Raw genomic sequence first — 21,665 nt, 5'->3', positions numbered from 1 at the left:
CCTTATTCTTGTGACCTGGGAGGGTTGATATGACCGTTGTAGAGAAGCGGCCGAGCCGCTTCGGCATTGTTGGCCAGCTCTGGTTCCAGGTGCTGGCCGGTACGCTGATCGGTGTGTTGTTGGGGTGGCTGCAGCCAGACATCGGCTCGGCGATGAAACCCTTCGGCGACGCGTTCATCAAGCTGATCCGGATGATGATCGGTCCGATCATCTTCGTCACGGTGGTGCATGGCATCGCCGGCATGCGCGACATGCGCAGCGTGGGCCGCCTGGCCTTGAAGTCGCTCATCTACTTCGAAGTCATCACCATCCTGGCGCTGATCGTGGGCCTGGTCGTGGTCGATGTCTGGAAGCCCGGCGCCGGCATGAACATCGACCCGGCCACGATCGACATGGCCAGCATCCAGGGCTACGTGCACAGTGCGCACGACCAGTCGATCGTGTCCTACATCATGGCGATCATCCCCAACACGCTGGTCAGCGCCTTTACCGAAGCGCATGTGCTGCAGGTGCTGTTCGTGGCGGTGCTGTTCGGCGTGGCGCTGGCCTCGATCGGCGAGCGCGGCGCGCCGGTGATGAAGGTGATCGAGTCGACCTCGGGCGCGCTGTTCAAGATCATCGGCTACATCATGTACTTCGCCCCGATCGGTGCGTTTGGTGCGATCGCCTTCACCGTCGGCCAGTTCGGCGCGGGTTCGCTGCTGTCGCTGGGCGAGCTGATCATCGAGTTCTTCGTGGTCTGCGGGCTGTTCACCGTGCTGGTGCTGGGCAGTGTGTGCTGGTGGACCGGCGCCAGCCTGTGGCGGCTGCTGGGCTATCTGCGCGATGAGATCGTGATCGTCGCGGCGACCACCTCAACAGAAACGGTGCTGCCGCGCCTGATCGAGAAGATGAAGAAGCTGGGCTGCGAGGAAGGCGTGGTCGGTTTCGTGATCCCCGCCGGTTACTCGTTCAACCTGGATGGCACCTGCCTGTACCTGACCACCGTGGCGCTGTTCCTGGCCCAGGCGACCAACACCGAACTGACCGTGTGGCACCAGCTGGGCCTGATTGCGGTGCTGCTGCTGACCTCCAAAGGGGCGGCCGGCGTGGCCGGTGCGGCATTCGTGGTGCTGGCGGCGACGCTGGGCACGACCGGCACCATTCCGGTGGCGAGCATCGCGTTGATCCTCGGCATCCACCGGATCCTGGCCGAGGGGCTGACCTTCGTGAACCTGATCGGCAATGCGATCGCGGTGCTGGTCATCGCCAAGTGGGAAGGCAAGCTGGATGAGAAGGTGCTGGCCGAGCAGATCGGCACCCGCCGGCTGCGCCGCCGCGTGCTGACCGCCGCCACGGTCTGATCCTCTCGCCGCGGCGCTGCCGCGGCCTCCCGACATCCATCCGTTGCGCGGCTCCTGCCGCGCACAGGAGGCGCTTGTGTCCCGTTTCTCCCGCAACACTCTTTCCTTGCTGGTGGCTGCCAGCCTGGCGGCGCCGGCGTTCGCCGCGTCCTCTTCACCCCAGGGCGGTCTGCCCGATGGCGTCGATCTCACCTTGGACCTGGTCGGCAACGTCGCCTCCAATCCGGTCGGCGGCGTCGAGCAGGGTACCGAAGGCTCGTACTGGGTGATGGCCCAGTCCAAGCTGGATCTGGACACGCTGTGGGGTATCCACAACACCGAGGTCGACGCGCAGTGGGCCTGGTTCGCCGGCCGCAACCTGGCGCGCGAGAAAATCGGCAATTCGATCAGTGCCCAGCAGACCTGGCGGCCGGTGGCCGGCGGGCGCCTGACCCGCCTGACCCTGCGCCACCGCTTCGACAACGGCCTGAGCATCATCGCCGGGCGCGCCCCGGTGAACAGCTACTTCAACAGCTCCGCGCTCAACTGCGTGTTCATGAGCAATGCGATGTGCCTGACCCCGTATGGGGCGATCACCGACCTGGGCATCACCGCCTACCCGAACGCGTCCTGGGCCGGGATCGTGCGCTACGACGTGAGCGAGCGCTGGTATGCGCAGGCCGGCGCGTTCGACTACAACAACGAGTTGAACAAGGCTGGCAAGAACGGCCTGGACTTTTCGGTGGGCGAGGGCACCGGCACCATCACCGCCTATGAAGTGGGTTACCAGACCAGCTTCGCCAATGACCGCATGCCACGGACCTACCGGCTGGGCATGTACCGCAACAGCGATGGGGGCAAGAGCTCCTACTACGACGCCGACGGCAACTCCGCGGCGCTGACCGGCAGACCGACCGCCGTGCAGGACGGTGCGCGGGCGGGCGGGTATGCGATGGCCGACCAGACCGTCTGGCGTGGCGAAGGCAAGCGCAACCTCGCGCTGTTCGCACGGGCATACGTGAACACGGCCAACGAAGCACCGATCGACACCTTCTTCTCGGCCGGCTTCGTCAAGACCGGTACTTTCGCCGGCCGCGAGCAGGACACGCTGGCGATGTTCGTCTCCAACACCCATTTCAGCGATGAACAGATCGACTTCCTGCACGACCGGCGCACCCGCAACGGCGGTAGCGGGGCGTCACACGCGGACGAGATCATCGCCGAACTCAGCTACGGCTGGGCCGTGCACAAGGGGATCCGCGTGATGCCCAACCTGCAGTACGTCATCAACCCCGACCCCATCTACGCGCCGACCCGCACCACCGACATCCCCGATGCGCTGATCGTCGGGCTGCGCGTTGACATCCACTTCGCCCAGCTGTTCGGCTGGTGATTCCTCCCCCACGAGGCCCTTGCATGATCATCGACTGCCACGGTCACTACACGACCGCCCCCGCCAGCCACGACGCCTTCCGCAAACAGCAGATCGCGCACTACAACGATCCCTCGCTGCCTGTGCCGGTCTATCCGGACATCAGCGATGCGGAACTGCGCCAGAGCGTGGAGGTCAACCAGCTGCGCCTGCTGCGCGAGCGCGGTGCGGACATGACCATCTTTTCCCCCCGCGCCAGCACGATGGCCCACCACATCGGCGATGAACGGGTCAGCGCCGAGTGGACCCGCCGCTGCAACGACCTGATCGCCCGCGTTGTGGCGCTCTACCCGGAAACCTTCATCGGCGTGTGCCAGCTGCCGCAGTCGCCTGGCGTACCGATCGCCCACTCCATTGCCGAGCTGGAGCGCTGCGTCAACGAACTCGGCTTCGTCGGCTGCAACCTCAACCCCGACCCGTCCGGCGGACACTGGACCGGCCTGCCGCTGACCGACCGCGCCTGGTATCCGTTCTTCGAGAAAATGGTGGAACTGGACGTGCCGGCGATGGTGCACGTCTCGGGCAGCTGCAATGCCAACTTCCATGCCACCGGCGCGCACTACCTCAATGCCGATACCACGGCGTTCATGCAGTTCCTGCAGGGCGATCTGTTCCGTGACTTCCCGGACCTGCGCTTCATCATCCCGCATGGCGGCGGCGCGGTGCCCTACCACTGGGGGCGCTTCCGCGGGCTGGCCGACATGCTGGGCAAGCCGCCGCTGAACGAGCACGTGATGAAGAACGTGTTCTTCGATACCTGCGTCTATCATCAGCCGGGCATCGATCTGCTGTTCAGGGTCATCGACATCGACAACATCCTGTTCGGCTCGGAAATGGTGGGCGCGGTGCGGGGCATTGACCCGGAGACCGGGCAGTTCTTCGACGACACGCTGCGCTACGTGAACGCGCTGGGCCTGTCCGAAGGCGACCGCCGCAAGGTCTGCGAAGGCAACGCGCGGCGCGTCTACCCGCGCCTGGATGCACAGCTGAAGGCAAGGGGTCTGTGAGATGACGACGTTCGTGAAAGACGCTGACTGGCTGGATTTCTGCCCGGACCCGAGCGTGCCCGGTTTCGTGCCGCCGCCCGGGGCGGTGGATGCGCATTGCCACGTGTTCGGCCCGGGCGACCGGTTTCCGTATGCCCCCGAGCGCAAGTACACCCCGTGCGATGCAGGCAAGGATCAGTTGTTCGCGCTGCGCGACCGGCTGGGTTTCGAGCGCAACGTGATCGTACAGGCCACCTGCCACGGCGCCGACAACAGCGCCCTGGTCGACGCCCTGCGCAGCGCGGAAGGACGCGCCCGTGGCGTGGCGACCGTGCGTGACAGCGTGACCGATGCCGAGCTGCAAGCGCTGCACGCGGCCGGTGTGCGCGGGGTCCGCTTCAACTTCGTCAAGCGGCTGGTCGACCCCAAGCCGGATGCCTACTACCGCGCGATCATCGAGCGCATCGCGCCGCTGGGCTGGCACGTGGTCGTCTACTTCGAGGCGGCCGACCTGGCCGAACGCTGGGGCTTTTTCACCTCGTTGCCGACCACCGTGGTGGTGGACCACATGGGGCGCCCGGACGTCACCCAACCCGTGGATGGCCCGGCGTTCCAGCAGTTCGTGCGGCTGATGGCCGAGCACCCGAATGTGTGGAGCAAGGTGAGCTGCCCGGAGCGTCTGTCACGGAGCGGCCCGCCGACCTATGACGACGTGGTGCCGTTCGCCCTGCATCTGGTGGAGCGCTTCCCCGATCGCGTGCTGTGGGGCACGGACTGGCCGCACCCGAACCTGAAATCGCATATGCCCGATGACGGCGCGCTGGTGGATGTCATTCCCCGGATCGCGCCGACCGCCGAGCTGCAGCGCAAGCTGCTGGTGGACAACCCGATGCGGTTGTACTGGGCATAGGGCCAGCGGGCGGTCCGCCGCGGTCAGCTGCGCGCCAACGCCATCAAGCGCTCGGCGATCCGCTCCAGCGGCACCATTTCCTCGGCCGCGCCGATCCTCACCGCGCTGCCGGGCATGCCCCAGACCACGCTGGTGGCCTCGTCCTGCACCAGGGTCGGGGCGCCGGCGTTGCGCAGGTCCAGCAGGCCGCGGGCGCCGTCGTCGCCCATGCCGGTCAGGATGGCGCCGATGGCGTTGGCCCCGGCACTTTCGGCCACCGAGCGGAACAGCACATCGACCGCCGGCTTGTGGCGGTTGATCGGGGGGCCATCGTCGATCCGGCAGCGCCAGCGGGCACCGTCGCGGATCACGCGCAGGTGCTTGCCGCCAGGGGGCAGGTAGGCGTGGCCGGGCAGCACCGCTTCACCGTCAGTGGCCTCGCGCACCGACATCGCCGAATGGCGGTCCAGGCGCTCGGCGAAGGGCGTGCTGAACTGCGCCGGCAGATGCTGGGTCATCACCACCGCCGGGGCGTCTGCCGGCAGGCCCTCCAGCACCACGCGCAGGGCTTCGGTACCCCCGGCCGAGGCACCAATGGCGATCAGGCGGTCGGTGGTGCGGAACTGGATGGAGCGGGGCACGGCCACGGGCGCAACGGCATCGAGCGTGATGCGCGGCGGGTTCGGCCGCGACAGGGGCCGCACCCGCGAGCGCGCGGCCATCTTGACCTTGGCGATGATCTCCTCGGCGTAGCCCTGCAGACCGCGGGCGACGTCGAGCTTGGGCTTGGAGACGAAGTCCACCGCGCCCAGCGCCAGTGCCTGCAGGGTGGTGTCGGCACCGCGCTCGGTCAGCGAGGAAATCATCACCACCGGCAGGGGGTGCAGGCGCATCAGGTTTTCCAGGAAGGCCAGCCCGTCCATGCGCGGCATTTCCACGTCCAGCGTGATCACATCCGGCGCCAGGCGCTTGATCTTCTCGCGCGCCAGCAGCGGATCGGCCGCGGTGCCGACCACCTCGATACCGGGATCGCTGGCGAGGATCTCGCTGAGCATCTGGCGCACGACCGCCGAGTCGTCGACGATCAGGACCTTGCAGGGCACACCGTGGCTCATTCGAACAGCTCCACGCCACCGGTGACGGGGGCTTTGGACAGGCGGGCGCGCACGGCCGATTCGGTCGCGGCCACTTCGGCTTCGTGGGCGTGCGGCAGTCGCTGCACCACCACGCGCCCGGTATCGGCGAAGAACCACACCTTGCGCGGGTGGATGCCGCACAGGTCCTCGGCGATGATCGGGATGTGCTCGGCCTGCAGGTACTGGCGGACGAACTCGGCGTTGCGGGTGCCGACCGGATTGCTGGTGAATCCCTTGAGCACGTTGGCACCGCCGAATACTTTGGCCTCCAGGCGCTTGCGGTGGGCGCCGCGCTTGAGCAGGTCGTTGATCAGCAGTTCCATGGCATAGCTGCCGTAGCGTGCAGGCGCGCCATCACCGACGTTGCCCTCGGGCAGCAGGAAGTGGTTCATCCCGCCGATCTTGAGCACCGGGTCGCGCAGGCAGGCGGCCACGCAGGAGCCCAGGGTGGTGGTCAACGCAGTGGCGTCGTCCACGGCCAGGTACTGGGTCGGCAGCAGCTTGGCCGCGGTGACCTGGAAGCGGCTGTCGAAATACCGCATCACCTCGTCGTTGCGGATCGGCAGACTCATGCCGGCGCTCCCGGCGCGCGTTTGTACAGCGTGCGGCCACAGGGCTGGATCAGGTCGGCGGCGTGCAGGTAGTTCTCCGAGTGGCCGGTGTAGAGCAGGCCGTCATCGCCCATGTGCTGGATGAGCCGCGAGAGGATGCCGCGCTGGGTGGGTTTGTCGAAGTAGATCATCACGTTGCGGCAGAACAGGGCATCGAACGGGCCGCCAACGTCGTAACGGGTGGCGAGCAGGTTGAGCGGGCGGTAGTCGATCAGGTCGCGCAGCGCGGGGTTGACCCGGCAGTGACCTTCGTTGGGACCGGTGCCGCGCTGGAAGTAGCGCTTGCGGATCGCCGGATCCAGCCCGGCGACGCGGTCGATCGCGTAGACGCCACGGCCGGCGGTGGCCAGCACCTGGGTGTCCACGTCGGTGGCCAGGATGCGTACCGGCGGCTTGAGCGTGCCGAAGGTCTCGCAGGCGGTGATCGCCATCGAGTAGGGCTCCTCACCGGTGGAGGCCGCGCACGACCACAGCTGCAGCGTGCCCTGGCCGGCGCGCAGGCGCAGTTCCTCGGCCAGCTTCTCGAAGTGGTGCGGCTCGCGGAAGAAGGCGGTCAGGTTGGTGGTGAGCGCATTGGTGAACGCCTGCCATTCGTCGCCGCCGTGGGCTTCAAGCTGGTCCAGGTACTCGCTGAAACTGCGCATGCCCAGCGCCCGCAGCCGGCGCGACAACCGGCCGTAGACCATGTCGCGCTTGGCCGGCGCCAGCGAAATGCCGACCCGCTGGTAGATCAGTTCGCAGACGCGGCGGAAGTCGCGGTCGGCGAACTCGAATTCGCGAGCGTTCGGTGAAGCGGCGTTGGCGGGGGGCGTGGACACGGGCGGACTCGCAGGGGAAGGGGATGCGGCGACCGGGTGATCGCCGCGGGCACTCAGAACTCTTGCCAGTTGCCGTCATCGGCCGGCGTGCTGCGCGCGGGACGCATCGGCGTGGCGGCACGCGGGGCCGGCGTTGGGCGGCTGGCGGGACGCACCGGCGGCATCCCGGCAACCGCGCGGGCGGTGACCGCGCTGACGGCCTGCGCGACCTGGTCGTCCAGGCGGAAGATGGCCACGGCATCGGCCAGCTGGGTGGCCTGTTCTTCCATCGCGCGGGCGGCAGCCGTGGCTTCTTCCACCAGGGCGGCGTTCTGTTGGGTGGTCTCGTCCATCTGCACCACGGTCTGGTTGACCTGGTCGATGCCGGCGGACTGCTCCTGCGAGGCCGCCGAGATCTCGGCCATGATGTCGGTCACGCGCTGCACCGAGGCGACGATCTCGCCCATGGTCGCGCCGGCCTGGTTGACCAGCTGCGAGCCTTCGGCGACCTTGCCGACCGAGTCGTCGATCAGCCCCTTGATCTCCTTGGCCGCACCCGCCGAGCGCTGGGCCAGGGTGCGCACTTCGGAGGCGACCACGGCAAAACCACGTCCCTGTTCCCCGGCACGTGCCGCCTCCACCGCGGCGTTCAGCGCCAGGATGTTTGTCTGGAAGGCGATGCCGTCGATGACCGAGATGATCTCGGCGATCTTCTTCGAGGAGGTCTGGATCGCGGCCATGGTGGTGACCACTTCGCCGACGACATGGCCGCCCTGGGTGGCCACGGTGTGGGCGCCGATCGCCAGCTGGTTGGCCTGGCGCGCGTGCTCGGCGTTCTGGCGCACGGTGGAGGTGAGTTCCTCCATCGAGGCCGCGGTCTCTTCCAGGTTGGCAGCCTGCTGCTCGGTACGGCGCGAGAGATCGCTGTTGCCGGTGGCGATTTCGCCGGCGGCGAGGTTGATGCTGCCCGCGGCCTCCTGGATCTGGCCGACGATCTGGGTCAGCTGCGCGACGGTGGCGTTGGCATCGTCGCGCATGGTGGCGAACACGCCCTGGAAGTCGCCGTGCATGCGTGCGGTCAGATCACCCTCGGCGATCGCCGAGAGCAGCTGGGAGAGCTTGCCCAGGTTGTCATCGCTGACCTGCATCATCGCGTTGAGGTGGCCGATCATCCGGCGGAAATCGTGATCGAAGCGGGCGGTGTCGCCACGCTGGCTGAAATCGCCGGCGGCGGCCGCCGCGGCCAGGCGCTGGATCTCGCCGTTGATGTTGCCCAGGTTCTGCTTGACCGCATCCACGGTGGCGGTGATGGCGGCCTTCTCGCCGGGGTAGCGCGCGATGTCCGCGCTGAGGTCGCCCTGCGCGTAGCGCTGCACCACCGCCAGCACCGCATCCATGGTCTGCACGTGTGCGCCGACCAGGGTATTGGTTTCATGCACCATCAGGCCGTACTCACCGGGGAAGGCGGTTTCGTCCATGCGGTAGCCGGTGCTGCCGGCATCGTGGCGGCGGGCCATCTCGCGCTGGCCGCTGATCACCGCATGCAGCTGTTCCTGCATGCGCGCCATGCTTTCCAGCAGGCGGCCGGGCTCGTCGTGCGCCTGCTCGCCGATGCGGCTGTCCAGCTTGCCGCGGGCGATGCTTTCGGCCACGTGCGTGGCCTGGCGCAGGGGCAGGGTGATGCGATTGCCGATCAGCCAGCTCAGCCCCAGCACGATCAACACCACGGCGCCGCCACTGGCGGTCATCACGGCCGTGAAGGCCAATGCGTCGGACTGCACGTCATCCATGTACACGCCGCTGGTGATGACCCACTGCCACGGGGCGTACATGCCGGCGTAGGTGACCTTCTCGATCAGGGCGTCATTACCGGGCTTGGTGGTCTTGTAATACGTGTAGCCGCCCCCGGTCCTGGCCATGTCGACCTGCTGCAGATAGATCGGCACGCCGTCCTTGGAGGTGTAGTCCTTCTGCACCTTGCCCACGCGGTCACGCGCGAAGGGGTGCATCAACAGGGTGTAGTCGGTGCCGAGCACGTTGTAGTACGCGCTGTCATTGTCGGCACGCATCACGTCCAGCGCCTGCAACGCCGCTGCCTTGGCAGCCTCTTCGGTCAGCTCGCCGGAACTGGCCAGTCGGGTGTAGTGCGCCAGGATGCCGTAGCTGAGTTCAACCTGGGTCTTCAGCGCTTCCTTGCGGGTTTCGGCAAGGTCCAGGTACTGCATGCGGGCAGCAATGATCGCCAGCGCGATCACGCCGACGGCGATGAGTGCGGTCAGCAGGTTGAGCTTGCGCCTGACGGACAGGTTGGAGAAGGACTGGTTCCAGCGGCTGAGTAGATTCATGGGCAGGGGTCTTTGATCGACAGACATGTCGCGGCAATGCTGTTATCGGCCGCAGGTCGCCACGATTGAGTCCGCTCGACTGAGCGTATTCAGGTTGCGGGCGGCGCCGCAGTGGAACGCGCAGAAAAAAGGCCCCGATGCGCATGCATCGGGGCCTTTCCGCGTGGTGCGTGGCGGGGCTTAGAACTCCTGCCAGTCGCCGTCGGCCAGTTCGGTGGCCACCGGGCGCGAGGCCGGGCGACGTACCGCGGCCTGCGCCAGCGGCGCACGCACGGCGCGCGGCGGTGCGGCCACGACCGGCGCCGGGGCGATCTCCTGCTCGTCGAGCTTGAAGATGGACACCGCGTCGGTCAGGTGACCGGCCTGTTCTTCCATGGCACGGGCAGCGGCGGTGGCTTCTTCCACCAGCGCGGCGTTCTGCTGGGTGGTCTCATCCATCTGCACGACGGTCTGGTTGACCTGCTCGATGCCGGCCGACTGTTCCTGCGAAGCTGCGGAAATCTCGGCCATGATGTCGGTCACGCGCTGCACCGAGGCGACGATTTCGCCCATGGTGGCGCCGGCCTTCTGCACGAGCGCCGAGCCATCGTTGACCTTGCCGACGGAGTCGTCGATCAGGCCCTTGATCTCCTTGGCCGCGCCGGCCGAGCGCTGGGCCAGGGTGCGCACTTCCGATGCGACGACCGCAAAACCACGCCCCTGCTCGCCGGCTCGCGCAGCTTCCACCGCGGCATTCAGCGCCAGGATGTTGGTCTGGAAGGCGATGCCATCGATGACCGAGATGATCTCGGCGATCTTCTTGGACGAGGTCTGGATCGCACTCATGGTGGTCACCACCTGGCCGACCACATCACCGCCCTGGGAGGCGACGCTGTGTGCGCCGATGGCGAGCTGGTTGGCCTGGCGGGCGTGCTCGGCGTTCTGGCGCACGGTGGAGGTCAGTTCCTCCATCGATGCGGCGGTTTCTTCCAGGTTGGCAGCCTGCTGCTCGGTGCGGCGCGACAGGTCGCTGTTGCCGGTGGCGATCTCGCTGGCGGCCGAGTTGATCTGCTGGCTGGAGTGCTTGATCCGGGTGACGATGCCGCTGAGCTGTTCGGCGGTGGCGTTGGCATCGTCGCGCATCCGGGCGAACACGCCCTGGAAGTCGCCGTGCATGCGCACCGTCAGGTCGCCCTGCGAGAGCGAGGCGAGCAGGTTGGAGACCTGTTCGATACTGGCCGAGTTGGCATCCAGCAGACCGTTGAGCTGCTGGGCCAGCTGCAGGAAGAAGCCTTCCTTGCCGTCGCTGTCGATGCGACCGGAGAGGTCGCCGGCCGCTGCCTGGGCGATCACGCGGGCAACTTCGGCTTCCACCAGGGCTTCAGGGGTGCGGTCGCGCCATTCGATGACGTGGCCGACGGTCTCGCCCTGCTCGTTGGCGATGGAGGAGATCACCTGGGCGAACTGGGCCTGGCCGAACTGCATCGGGCGGCGGCTGACGCCGTGCTGCTGCAGCTGGGCCAGCGTGCGGGGATCGATTTCGCTGCCATGTTCCAGCGTCGCGGCCGACTTGCCGATCAGCGAAGCGGCGGCGTCGAAGTCCGGCAGGTCCTTGCGGATGTCGGCTTCGTACTGGCTCAGGGTCTGCTGCAGGGCGCGGTTGCTGTAGACGATGGTGTGGTGGGCATCGGTCAGGTAGACGCCGGTGGAGCTGTAATCCAGCGCGGTGCGGATGCGCAGGTTCTCGCGGGCGATGGCCTGGTCGGTTTCGGTGCGCTCGCGCAGGTCGCGCTGCATGCGCTGCATCGCCTGCAGCAGATCGCCGACTTCATCCTTGCGGCTGACGTCGATATGGCCGTCCAGCTTGCCGCTGGCGACATCGTTGGCGACCGAGACGGCGCCGCGCATGCTGCCCACCAGCGAACGGGCAAACAGATACACCAGCACCAGGCCCAGGGCGGCGCCGCCCAGCAGGGTGATGACGGTCAGCGTGGCGGAGGCGGCGTAGGTGGATTCGGCTTCCTCGCGGGAGGCGCGTGCGAGACGGTTGTCTTCAGCAATCAGCGCTTCGAGCGCCGCCGAGGCCTTGCGGTGCTTGGCGCGGGTTTCGCCGACGAAGGTGTCCACGGCATCGTCGGGCAGGTCCAGCTCGAGCATTTCGGTAACGGCGTCGTAGGACGCCAGCGAATCGGTCCAATCCTTGGCGAAGGTGTCAAACAGCTTCTTCTGCTGGGGATTGTCGATCAGCGCGGGGTATTTCTTGATCGAGGCGTCGATCTGGGTGCGAAGCTCCGCGGCGCGGGCCTTGGCTTCGGCCTTGACGTCATCGCTGGCGCGGATGAGGCCCTGGTAGGCGGAGTTGCGGTACTCGCCGACCATGCCACGCAGCTCACCGGCGGTGCGGATGCTGTCCATCCGGGGGCCGGCCAGTTCGGTGGTGACGTTGTTGAGTGAGTGCAGGCCACGATAGGCCACGATGCCCTGCAGCAGCATCACCAGCAGGAGGACGCCGAAAGTCAGCATCAACTTGGGCATCAGTTTGAGGTTGTTGATCCACGGCATGGCAGGTGCGGTCTCCAGTGGCAAACGCGTCCGGCCGTCGGGGCCGGTTGCAGCGACCACGCCGGCCAGGGCCGGCGTGGCAGGGCGAACGGGCAGTTACTTGATGTTGGCCAGCTTCAGGCCGGCCGGCGAGCTGACTTCGATTTCAGCACGCGAGGCATCGCGGGCGATCTTGCCGATCACGCAGACGGTCTTGCCTTCCAGCGATTCCAGCGGGAAGCTGAACTTGTCGCGGTTGGCGCCGGCGATGCGGGCCGAGAAGGTGTGGCGCGGGAACGCGCCGCCCATGTACAGGAAGGTCGGCTGGCCTTCGGAGCCTTCGGCGTAGCGGGCCTTCTCGACCTTGCCGCAGACCATGCCGTCCTTGCCGACCGAGCGCGGTGCCAGTTCCGGCGGAATCATTTCACCGGACTGGGCGAATGCAGTGGAGGCGGAAGAGGCGATCACGGCGACCGAGAACAGGGCAAGCAGGGACTTCATCGGGAAAATTCTCCGGGGATATGGGCAAGGTGGCCCGGCCATGGGCGATCCAGTGCAGCCGGGTTCTGAAACCAGCTATCGGCCGGTCAGGGGGGAACTGAAGCAATTTTTTCGACGGTGGCCGTTGCAGACGGCGGCAGCGGCGTGACTGCCGTTTTTCTGTGACGGTTGTCTCAGGCGGCGACGTCGTCGATGACCGCTGCCTGGCCCATGTCGGCGCTGTCGAGCAGGGTTTCGATATCCAGCAGGATCAGCATCCGGTCGTCCTGGGTGCCGATGCCGGAGATGAAGCGGGTATCGACGGCGGCGCCGAATTCGGGGGTCGGGCGGATCTGGTCGGCGGCGAGCGGGATGACGTCGGAGACGCTGTCCACGACGATGCCAACGACGCGGTCTTCGACGTTGAGGACGATCATCACGGTGAAGGCATCGTAGGTGGCATTTTCCAGGCGCAGTTTGAGGCGCAGGTCGATGACGGGGACGATGGTGCCGCGCAGGTTGATGACGCCTTTGATGTAATCCGGGGCATCGGGCACGCGGGTGACGGAGTCGTAGCCGCGGATTTCCTGGACTTTGAGGATGTCCACGCCGTAGTGCTCGGCGCCGAGGGTGAAGCTGAGGTACTCGCCGCCGTCGCTGGCGGCGTTGCTGTTCTTGTCGTTCATCGAGGGGTCCTGGGTCGGGCGTGGCGGTCGAAAAACCGGGGGTCACGCTGGATATCGGCCTGCCCGGGGGCGACTTTAGCTTCCACCCACCCAAACCCTGCCTTCAGTCGGGAGCATGAGCCGCAGGGATGCGGCGACGCCATGCCGTTGAAGCAGCGATCAACTCTCCCCGTTCTTCCGCGCACTCCGCTGCCGGTCGATACGGAAGATGTAGCGCTGGATCGCGCTGTCGCCGCCGCGCGGGAGGTCGTCGAAGCGCATGCCGATCCGCTTCATCTCCGCCCCGTTGGGCAGTCTGAGCGCCAACTGGTTGCAGACGATCAGCGAGACGTGCAGCGGGTTGCCGTCGGGGAGGTCGAGCCGGGCGGCGTAGCGTTTCTGCAGGGAGAACACGTTGCAGTCCACCGGCACCGTGACGGCCAGGCCACCGCCGCTGATGTCGACCACGCGCAGCTGGAGCGCTTCGCTGCGATCTTCGTTGACCGGGAACTGCAGGTGCGGGGAATCGGTGATCGGCGTTTCCAGCCGGTACAGTTCGCGGCGTTGCAGATGCACCAGTTCCTGCGGGAACGGCACGCGGAAGGCAACATGGCCTTCGTTGCGCACGCGCTCCAGCCCGTCCAAGCGGAAGCGGACCATCACCCGGTCCAGCTGGGCGAAGCAGAGCAGGTGGCCGGCGTCCTCGGCGGCGCGATTGGAGGGCTCGGACGGGCTGCCGTCGAGCAGCAGCCAGTCGTCGTCTTCGTCCAGCTCCAGGACGGCCGTGGGGAAGGACTGGTCACGGCCGCCGAGATGGGCGTTGATCAACGAACGCTGGTCGATCAGCGCCTGCAGCAACTGCCGGATCTGGCGGGGGTTGCGGACCAGGTACCTGTCATCCGTGGCATCGTCGTGGATGCCATGGGGGCGGTCGTGTGCGTCGAGGCTGCCTTCGGACATGGAATCTGCTGGGTTGGGCGGGTGCCGGCAGGCGTAGATGCCGGGGCTCTGTCCGTTTATCGGCAGTAGTTCACATTTATGTAGGGGCAATTGCAGCGCGGCGATGCGCGATGGCCCTGCCGAAACGACGACACCCCGCCGGAGCGGGGTGTCGAAGGGCGCGTGATCACGTGGCAGGCGCGATCAGAACTCCTGCCACTCGGTGTCGTTGGCCAGGGCCGGTTCGCGGGGGCTGACCCGGCGCGGTGCGGCAACGACGCTGCGCGGCTTGGCCGCTGCGACGGCTCGTGGCGCGGCCGGTGCATGGACCACGGTGGCCGGTGCCGCGTGCCCGTGGCTGTCCAGCTTGAACAGTGCGACAGCGTCGGTCAGGTGACCGGCCTGTTCTTCCATGGCACGGGCGGCGGCAGTGGCTTCTTCCACCAGCGCGGCGTTCTGCTGGGTGGTCTCATCCATCTGCACGACGGTCTGGTTGACCTGCTCGATGCCGGCCGACTGTTCCTGCGAGGCGGCGGAGATCTCGGCCATGATGTCGGTCACGCGCTGCACCGAGGCCACGATTTCGCCCATAGTCGCGCCGGCCTGGTTGACCAGCTGCGAGCCTTCGGCAACCTTGCCGACCGATTCGTCGATCAGGCCCTTGATCTCCTTGGCCGCACCGGCCGAACGCTGGGCCAGGGTGCGCACTTCCGAGGCGACCACCGCGAAACCACGGCCCTGCTCGCCGGCACGGGCCGCTTCCACCGCGGCATTCAACGCCAGGATGTTGGTCTGGAAGGCGATGCCGTCGATCACGGTGATGATGTCGGCGATGCGGCGCGAGGAGGCGTCGATCTCGTGCATGGTGCTGACCACGCGGCCCACCACGTCACCGCCCTGCGAGGCGACCGAGTGCGCGCCGATCGCAAGCTGGTTCGCCTGACGGGCGTGTTCGGCGTTCTGGCGCACGGTGGAGGTCAGCTCCTCCATCGAAGCCGCGGTTTCTTCCAGATTGGCGGCCTGCTGCTCGGTACGGCGCGACAGGTCGTTGTTGCCCGACGCGATCTCGCCGGCCGCGGTGCTGATGCTGGAGGAGGCCTGCTGGATGCGGCCGACGATCCGGGTCAGCTGGGCGACCGTGGTGTTGGCATCATCACGCATCGAGGCGAACACCCCGCGGAACTCACCCTGCATGCGGGCGGTCAGGTCGCCGTTGGCGATCGACTGCAGCAGGTGCGACAGCTGGGACAGGTTGCCATCGGCGACCTGCATCATGGTGTTGAGGTGCTCGATCATGACCCGGAAGTCGTGGTCGAAGCGGGTCGCATCGCCACGCTGGGTGAAGTCACCGGCCGCGGCCGCCTGGGCGAGTGCCTGGATCTGGGTATTGATCGCCAGCAGGCTGGCTTTGGCCGCATCCATCGATTCGTGCAGGATCGCGCGGCTGCCGGGCAGGCGGCGGGCATCGGGCGAAAGGTCGCCGGCGGCGTACTGGTTGAGGACGTTGATCGCGTCCTTGATCGCATCCAGGTGCTCGAAGATCACCGTATTGATGCCGATGGCCAGCTGGCCGTACACGCCGGGGAAATCTTCCGGGATGCGGTGGCTGATGTCCGGGCCGGCGTGCATGTCGACCATCTGCTGGGTCTGCTCGGAGAAGCGGCGCAGCATCACGGTCATGTCGCGGGTGGCGGCCAGCATCTTGCCTGCTTCATCCTTGCTCGTGGCCTGGATGTTGACCGACAGGTCACCACGGGCGACCGACTGGATGGCGTGCACGGCCTGGCCCAGCGGGCGGGTGATGGCGCGCGAGATGACCACGCCCATCACGGCGGCCAGCAGCGACAGCAGCAAGATGCAGCCGATGATCGCGTAGACGCTGTTCTGGTGGGTAGCGTTGGCCGTCTCGATGCGGCTGGCCATCACGCCATTGCTGAACTCCCCCAGCTCCTTGAGCGCGGCGAACAGGGCGCGGCGTGCCGGGCGGGACTGCTCATCGGAAATCTGCTGGGCGGTGACGCCGTCGCCGGCGGCGATCGCTTCCTTGATCAGGCCGTTGGCCTTGAAGTAATCGGCGGTGCGCGCGGCGACCACGTCATACAACTGGCGTTCCTTGTCGCCGGCCGGCAGGGCGGCATACGCGGCCAGCTCGGCGTTGACGACCTTGCCGGTGTCGGCCATGCGCTTGTCGTAGTCGGCAACCGACTCGGGTTTGTCGAGCACGGTCAGCTGCGCCATTTCGTAGGTGCGGAACTCGCCGAGCTGCGCGCGCACTTCGCCCAGGTGCTGCACCGAGGGAATGTCGTTGGTACTCATCGCGCGCAGCTGTGCGTTGGCCTCGCCCAGGCGGACCAGGGCGAAGCTGCCCAGGGCCAGCGTCATCAACGTGGTGAGGGTGAACCCTACCGCCAGCTTGCGGGCGATGGGCAGGTCGTGGAACCACTTCATGGTTGAAACTCCGGGCAGGGCAGTGGCGCACAGCCGTGGGGTGCTGGGCGGAATCAGCGGGGTGGGAGAGGGTGGAGCGCAGGCGCGAGCCGGTTGCCGTGGTCGCTACTTCGGATAGCGGCGTCGATCCGTTGCAACTTGATAGTGCGACGTCACATTTTTTTCACGAGCGCAGCTGCGGTTCATCGGTCGCCGATGGTTGCTGTTGCAAGGGTTATGGGTGGATCGGCCATACCGTGGCGAACGGATGGCAGGGCAATCACGAGGGCGAGGCGGTGGATGAAGGTCACACTTTCCGGCCCACGCGCATGGGACCGCGCGCCCACGAACGAACGCCGCCGCTCCCGGGGGAGCGGCGGCGTCGGGACCAACGCGATGGCAGCGGCGTTACGCGGCCTGCGGCACCTTGAGCGAACGCACGAGGCCGCCGATGTCCACGATCAACGCGACCCGGCCATCGCCCAGGATGGTTGCGCCGGACACGCCGCTGATCCGCCGGTAGTTGTTCTCGATGTTCTTGACCACCACCTGCTGCTGGCCGACCAGTTCGTCCACTTCCAGCGCGATCTTCTGGCCATCGCCCTCGACGACGACCACCAGCGGATCGTCCAGCGCGCGCCCGCCGTAGCCGTAGTACTCGCTGAGCGAGAGGATCGGCAGGTACTCGCCGCGGACGCGCAGCACGCGGCCTTCGCCCGCCATGGTGCGCACATCGTCGGCCTGCGGCTGCAGGGCTTCGAGGACGTAGGCCAACGGCAGGATCAGGGTTTCGCCGGCCACCGAGACGGTCATGCCGTCCAGGATCGCCAGCGTCAGCGGCAGGCGGATCAGCACCCGGGTGCCGTTGCCGGCCTGGCTTTCCAGCTGCACCTCACCGCCCAGTGCCTGGATGTTGCGGCGGACCACGTCCATGCCGACGCCACGCCCCGACAGATCCGTGACGGCATCGGCGGTGGAGAAGCCCGGCTGGAAGATCAGGTCCCAGACCTGCGCGTCGGTGGGGTTGTCCGGCACGCTCAGGCCACGCTCGAGCGCCTTGGACAGGATCTTGTCGCGGTTCAGGCCGCGGCCGTCGTCACTGACTTCGATCACGATGTGCCCACCCTGGTGCGAGGCGGCCAGCGTGATCGTGCCGGTTTCGTCCTTGCCCGCCTCGCGACGCACGTCCGGCATTTCCAGACCGTGATCGATCGAGTTGCGGACCAGGTGCACCAGCGGGTCGGCGATCTTTTCGATCAGGCCCTTGTCCAGCTCGGTGCCTTCGCCGATGGTGCGCAGGCGCACGTGCTTGCCCAGGCGCGAAGAGAGATCGCGGACCAGGCGCGGGAAACGGCGGAACACCGCATCCACCGGCAGCATGCGCACGCCGATGACTGCTTCCTGCAGATCGCGGGTATTGCGTTCCAGCAGGTCCAGCCCGGTCAGCAACTGCTCGGCCTGTGCCGGATCCAGTGCGTGCGAGACCTGCTTGAGCATGGCCTGGGTGATGACCAGTTCGCCGACCAGGTTGATCAGCGCATCGACCTTGTCCACGCTGACGCGGATCGAGGTTTCAGCTTCGTGTGCGGCGGGGGCCGGTGCTGCTGCGGCCGGTGCGGCGGGGGCGATGGCGGGGGCGACGGCAGGCTTGGCCTCGGCCGGCGCGCTGGTGGCCAGGCTCGGCGGCGCGGCCGGACGGATGTCCAGTTCGCAGTCGTCCACGACCCAGGCAAAGGTATCTTCGATCTTGCTGCGCGGCACCTTGCCGACCAGCCCCAGGTCCCAGGCCAGATGCGCTTCGAGCGGATCAAGCTGGTCGAAGCCGGGCAGGCGGTCCAGGCGCGCGGCAACCTGCAGCGAGCCCAGGTGTTCAAGCTCGCGGATGATGCGCAGCGGGTCGTTGCCGCTCATGAACAGCGACGGTGCCGGCACGAAGCCGATCTGCCACGCCTCGGGCGTGTCATCGACCTTGGCGGCGGCGACCGGCGCCACGGCGGCGGCCTGGCCGGACAGCACCGCTTCCAGGCGCGCCTTGACCTCGGCAACCGCCTGCGGGTCTGCCGCCTGGCCATGCTCTGCTTCACGCAGCAGGGCGCGCAGCACGTCCACCGAGGCCAGCATCGCGTCCACCGCGGCCGGCTCCAGCGCGCGCTTGCCGGCGCGCAGTTCGTCCAGCAGCGTTTCCAGCACGTGGGTCAGCGCGGCGATCGCATCGAAGCCGAACGTGCCGGCGCCGCCCTTGATCGAGTGCGCGGCGCGGAACACCGAGTTGATGATCTCCGGGTCCTGCTGGCCCGATTCGAGCGCCAGCAGGCCAGCTTCCATCGCATCCAGCCCCTCGCGGCTTTCTTCGAAGAAGGTGGCGTGGAAACGTTGCAGATCCATGCTCATGGTGCGGGGTGTCCGGTTGCGAGGGGAGGGAAAGGTGAAGCGGGATCAGCCCAGGACTTTCTGGACGGTGGCCACCAGCTGTTCCGGATTGAACGGCTTGACCAGCCAACCGGTGGCACCGGCAGCCTTGCCTTCGGACTTCTTGTCCGCAGCCGATTCGGTGGTCAGCATCAGCATCGGCGTGAACTTGTATTCGGCCAGCTGGCGCAGCTCACGGATCAGCGAGATGCCATCCATGTTCGGCATGTTGACGTCGGTGACCACCGCGTTGAAGCGTTGGCCCTTGGCACGCCCGAGGGCGACCGCGCCGTCTTCGGCTTCCTCGACGGAAAAGCCGGCCGAGGTGAGGGCGAAAGAGACCATCTGGCGCATCGACGCCGAATCGTCCACCACCAAGATACGTGCGCTCATGCAGCGTTCTCCACAGATTTCAGGTTGTCATGGGGTGCATCCAGGCCGAGGGCCTGGGTGACGCCGAGCAGTCGCGCGGCATCACGGAAGGTTGCGGTGCAACCGTGGAATCCGGTGGGATGCCCGGCCTTGCGGCGGGCCTCGACGAATGCGCACAGCACCTGCACCGAGGCGGTATGGATACGGCCGATCTGGCTGGCATCCAGCGTCAGATCGCCGGCCTGATCCACCAGGGGGGCCAAACGTGTTTTCAGCTCGGTGCTGGTCTCGATACCGAGATCATCACCCAGGGCCACAGTGCTCATCATTGCTCCGGACAAACGGTTCCGAGAGAGATAACGGCCCGAACCCACAAAGCTTTAGGGGCGGCGTGGGCGATCGCGTGGGTGCTGGTCAGTTCAGCAACTGGGTCGCGTCCAGCAGGATCATCGGCTGGGCGCCGCACCGGGCCACGCCACGGAACAGGTCGTTGGAGATCTGGCAGATGCGGGCGGTGTCGGGGGGCTCGATCTGGGAATCGGTGAGATTGGCGACATCCTCCACGGCCGATACGCGCAGGCCCATGGTCTCGCCGTTCTCCTCCAGCACCACGATGCGGGTGTTGGCGTCATTGCCGGCCGCACTGCTGCCCAGGTGGAGGCCCAGGTCCATTACCGGCACGACCTGGCCACGCAGGTTCATGATGCCCAGCATCGCCGGGGAGGTGCCGCGCAGCGGCAGCAGCGGCACGGGCAGGACCACTTCCTGGACCTTGAGCAGTTCGAGCGCGTAGGCCTGGGCGCCGCAGCGCAGGCGCAGCCAGCGCGAGGTACGCTCGCTGGCACGGCGGTTCTCGCGCGGGCTGGAGGCCGGGTCGCGTGCCTGGCGCTGCAGCTCTTCCCAGCTGCCAGGCCGGCTCTGTGCCAATGAGGGCGTGCCGGCGCGGGCACTCGTTGCTGCCGGCATGGGCGGCATCGAGGGCATCTGCCGGGCAATCGGTGCGCGGGCGGCTGGCGCGACAGGCGCGGGCAATTCGGCCGGCGTGCTGGCGCCTGCGCGCATGGGATCGGTTTCGTAGACGACCTCGGGCGGCAGGTCGTCCCAGCTGGGGCGCGCTTCTTCGGCGGGCGCGGGCATCGCGCCGCTGAGCAGCGGATCGTTGCGCAGTTCGTCGAGCAGGTCGTCGAATCCCGGCGCAGGCGCGCTGATGGCAGCCGAGGCTGCCTCGGCGTCCAGTGCAGCGCCCGCCGTGGGCAGCGTCATGGCGCCGCTCAGCAGCGGATCGTCGCGAAGCTCGTCGAGCAGGTCACTGAAGCCTGGCGGGACAACCGGGTCGTCTGCCGCCGGCGCTGTACCAGCGGCGGTCTGTTCGTCGGTGGCCGGCGCCGCGTCGGCGCTGGCCGTTTCGACAGTCGCAGGTGCGGCGTCGAGGCCGCCGGTCGCTTTGACGGTGTCGGCCGTCGCGACGGCCACCGGTGACGCTGCCGGCGGCGGCATCGCGTCGCCAAGCAGCTGCTCCAGGTAATCGTCGAGCACGCCGGCGGTGTTCATGCCGCGCGCTCCATCTGCTGTGCATCGTCGGCCAGGATCCATTCCAGCGCGCGGCGATACGCGGCCAGGCCACGGCCGGGGTAATCCTCCGATTGCGGCGGCACGGTCAGGCTGGCGGCATTGCAGATGCGGGTATCGACCGGAATCGCGTCTTCCCAGACGCGATGGCCATGCTTGTCCTGCATCAGCTTGACGGTCTCGTTGCCGGCGCGGGTGCGGCGGTCGAACAGGGTCGGCAGGATCGACATCGGCAGCGCGCGGCGGCGCGAGCGCTCGACCATCTCGCCGGTGCGGACCATGCCATCCAGGCCATGCAGGGCGAGTGGCTCGGCCTGGGTCGGGATGATCAGGCGGTCGGCCGCGGCCAGTGCGTTGATCATCAACAGCCCCAGGGTGGGCGCGCAGTCCAGCAGGATGTAGTCATGCTGGCCCTGGTGACGGCCGAGCGCGTTCTGCAGGGCCAGGCCGAGGCCCGGCTGGTTGGCGCTGCGCCGTTCCAGCGTGGCCAGTGCCGCCTGTGCGCAGACGTAGTCCAGGCCCGGGATGTCGCTGTGGCGGGCGAGGGTGGGCAACTCGGCCGGCGGCGTGGCGAACAGCTCCAGCACACCCTGCGGAGGCGGATCCAACGGCACGCCGAAGGCGCGGGTCAGCGAGGAATGCGGATCCAGATCGATCAACAGCACGCGGTGGCCCTGCGTGGCCAGGCCGCGGCCGAGTGCGAGCGTCGTGGTGGTCTTGCCCACGCCGCCTTTCTGATTGGCAACAGCCCAGATACGCATGCGGT

The 21,665-nt window shown here is 67.3% G+C and carries 18 protein-coding genes; 4 read left to right on the top strand and 14 right to left on the bottom strand.

Features of this window, described 5'->3' with window-relative positions:
* The first annotated feature begins 29 nt into the window (after positions 1 to 29).
* The 4 genes from dctA to PV764_RS01380 all read left to right on the top strand — a co-directional run bounded on the left by dctA (position 30) and on the right by PV764_RS01380 (position 4,650).
* Positions 30 to 1,343 carry a C4-dicarboxylate transporter DctA gene (dctA, locus tag PV764_RS01395; protein ID WP_046273429.1) on the top strand — a complete coding sequence of 438 codons (1,314 nt, stop codon included), beginning with the start codon at positions 30 to 32 and terminating at the stop codon, positions 1,341 to 1,343.
* Positions 1,344 to 1,419: 76 nt separating this feature from the next.
* Positions 1,420 to 2,715: a carbohydrate porin gene (locus PV764_RS01390; RefSeq protein WP_421116033.1), complete on the top strand. Its 1,296-nt coding sequence runs from the start codon at positions 1,420 to 1,422 to the stop codon at positions 2,713 to 2,715.
* Positions 2,716 to 2,738: 23 nt separating this feature from the next.
* Positions 2,739 to 3,761, top strand: a complete 1,023-nt coding sequence (locus tag PV764_RS01385) for an amidohydrolase family protein (RefSeq protein WP_421116032.1) — start codon at positions 2,739 to 2,741, stop codon at positions 3,759 to 3,761.
* Position 3,762: 1 nt separating this feature from the next.
* Positions 3,763 to 4,650 carry an amidohydrolase family protein gene (locus PV764_RS01380; protein WP_421116031.1) on the top strand — a complete coding sequence of 296 codons (888 nt, stop codon included), beginning with the start codon at positions 3,763 to 3,765 and terminating at the stop codon, positions 4,648 to 4,650.
* A 23-nt stretch (positions 4,651 to 4,673) separates the two neighbouring features.
* Here PV764_RS01380 and PV764_RS01375 read toward each other — a convergent pair whose 3' ends face one another.
* The 14 genes from PV764_RS01375 to PV764_RS01310 all read right to left on the bottom strand — a co-directional run bounded on the left by PV764_RS01375 (position 4,674) and on the right by PV764_RS01310 (position 21,660).
* Complete coding sequence (locus PV764_RS01375) at positions 4,674 to 5,744, bottom strand: protein-glutamate methylesterase/protein-glutamine glutaminase (protein WP_070427310.1); 1,071 nt, start codon at positions 5,742 to 5,744, stop codon at positions 4,674 to 4,676.
* On the bottom strand, positions 5,741 to 6,337 hold the full coding sequence (gene cheD, locus PV764_RS01370) for a chemoreceptor glutamine deamidase CheD (protein WP_019182926.1): 597 nt from the start codon (positions 6,335 to 6,337) through the stop codon (positions 5,741 to 5,743). The genes PV764_RS01375 and cheD overlap by 4 nt, the downstream gene beginning before the upstream one ends.
* A complete protein-coding gene (locus PV764_RS01365) occupies positions 6,334 to 7,194 on the bottom strand; it encodes a CheR family methyltransferase (RefSeq protein WP_421116030.1) in 861 nt (286 codons plus the stop codon). Before PV764_RS01365 ends, cheD begins: the two co-directional genes overlap by 4 nt.
* Positions 7,195 to 7,247: 53 nt before the next feature.
* Entirely contained in the window at positions 7,248 to 9,518 is a 2,271-nt protein-coding gene (locus tag PV764_RS01360; RefSeq protein ID WP_421116029.1) for a methyl-accepting chemotaxis protein, read from the bottom strand.
* Between the two features lie 180 nt (positions 9,519 to 9,698).
* Positions 9,699 to 12,059, bottom strand: a complete 2,361-nt coding sequence (locus tag PV764_RS01355) for a methyl-accepting chemotaxis protein (protein ID WP_261997532.1) — start codon at positions 12,057 to 12,059, stop codon at positions 9,699 to 9,701.
* A gap of 96 nt (positions 12,060 to 12,155) precedes the next feature.
* Positions 12,156 to 12,539 (bottom strand): hypothetical protein, encoded by a 384-nt coding sequence (locus tag PV764_RS01350; protein ID WP_019182922.1) that lies wholly within the window; start codon positions 12,537 to 12,539, stop codon positions 12,156 to 12,158.
* A 173-nt stretch (positions 12,540 to 12,712) separates the two neighbouring features.
* Positions 12,713 to 13,204, bottom strand: coding sequence for a chemotaxis protein CheW (locus PV764_RS01345; protein ID WP_019182921.1), 492 nt, complete (start codon positions 13,202 to 13,204; stop codon positions 12,713 to 12,715).
* Between the two features lie 159 nt (positions 13,205 to 13,363).
* Positions 13,364 to 14,143, bottom strand: a complete 780-nt coding sequence (locus tag PV764_RS01340) for a flagellar brake protein (RefSeq protein ID WP_421116028.1) — start codon at positions 14,141 to 14,143, stop codon at positions 13,364 to 13,366.
* A 183-nt stretch (positions 14,144 to 14,326) separates the two neighbouring features.
* Entirely contained in the window at positions 14,327 to 16,570 is a 2,244-nt protein-coding gene (locus PV764_RS01335; protein WP_421116027.1) for a methyl-accepting chemotaxis protein, read from the bottom strand.
* Positions 16,571 to 16,957: 387 nt separating this feature from the next.
* Positions 16,958 to 18,940, bottom strand: coding sequence for a chemotaxis protein CheA (locus PV764_RS01330; protein WP_421116026.1), 1,983 nt, complete (start codon positions 18,938 to 18,940; stop codon positions 16,958 to 16,960).
* A 45-nt stretch (positions 18,941 to 18,985) separates the two neighbouring features.
* A complete protein-coding gene (locus PV764_RS01325; protein WP_019182916.1) occupies positions 18,986 to 19,351 on the bottom strand; it encodes a response regulator in 366 nt (121 codons plus the stop codon).
* On the bottom strand, positions 19,348 to 19,656 hold the full coding sequence (locus tag PV764_RS01320) for an STAS domain-containing protein (RefSeq protein ID WP_019182915.1): 309 nt from the start codon (positions 19,654 to 19,656) through the stop codon (positions 19,348 to 19,350). Before PV764_RS01320 ends, PV764_RS01325 begins: the two co-directional genes overlap by 4 nt.
* An 88-nt stretch (positions 19,657 to 19,744) precedes the next feature.
* Positions 19,745 to 20,881: a chemotaxis protein CheW gene (locus PV764_RS01315; protein ID WP_421116025.1), complete on the bottom strand. Its 1,137-nt coding sequence runs from the start codon at positions 20,879 to 20,881 to the stop codon at positions 19,745 to 19,747.
* A complete protein-coding gene (locus tag PV764_RS01310; RefSeq protein WP_070427596.1) occupies positions 20,878 to 21,660 on the bottom strand; it encodes a ParA family protein in 783 nt (260 codons plus the stop codon). The genes PV764_RS01315 and PV764_RS01310 overlap by 4 nt, the downstream gene beginning before the upstream one ends.
* Between the last annotated feature and the right edge of the window lie 5 nt (positions 21,661 to 21,665).

The organism is Stenotrophomonas sp. AS1 (assembly GCF_048957655.1).
Lineage (GTDB): Bacteria > Pseudomonadota > Gammaproteobacteria > Xanthomonadales > Xanthomonadaceae > Stenotrophomonas > Stenotrophomonas bentonitica_A.
The sequence above is the reverse complement of the archived record's forward strand: the minus strand, read 5'-3'. Positions and strand labels throughout refer to the sequence as shown.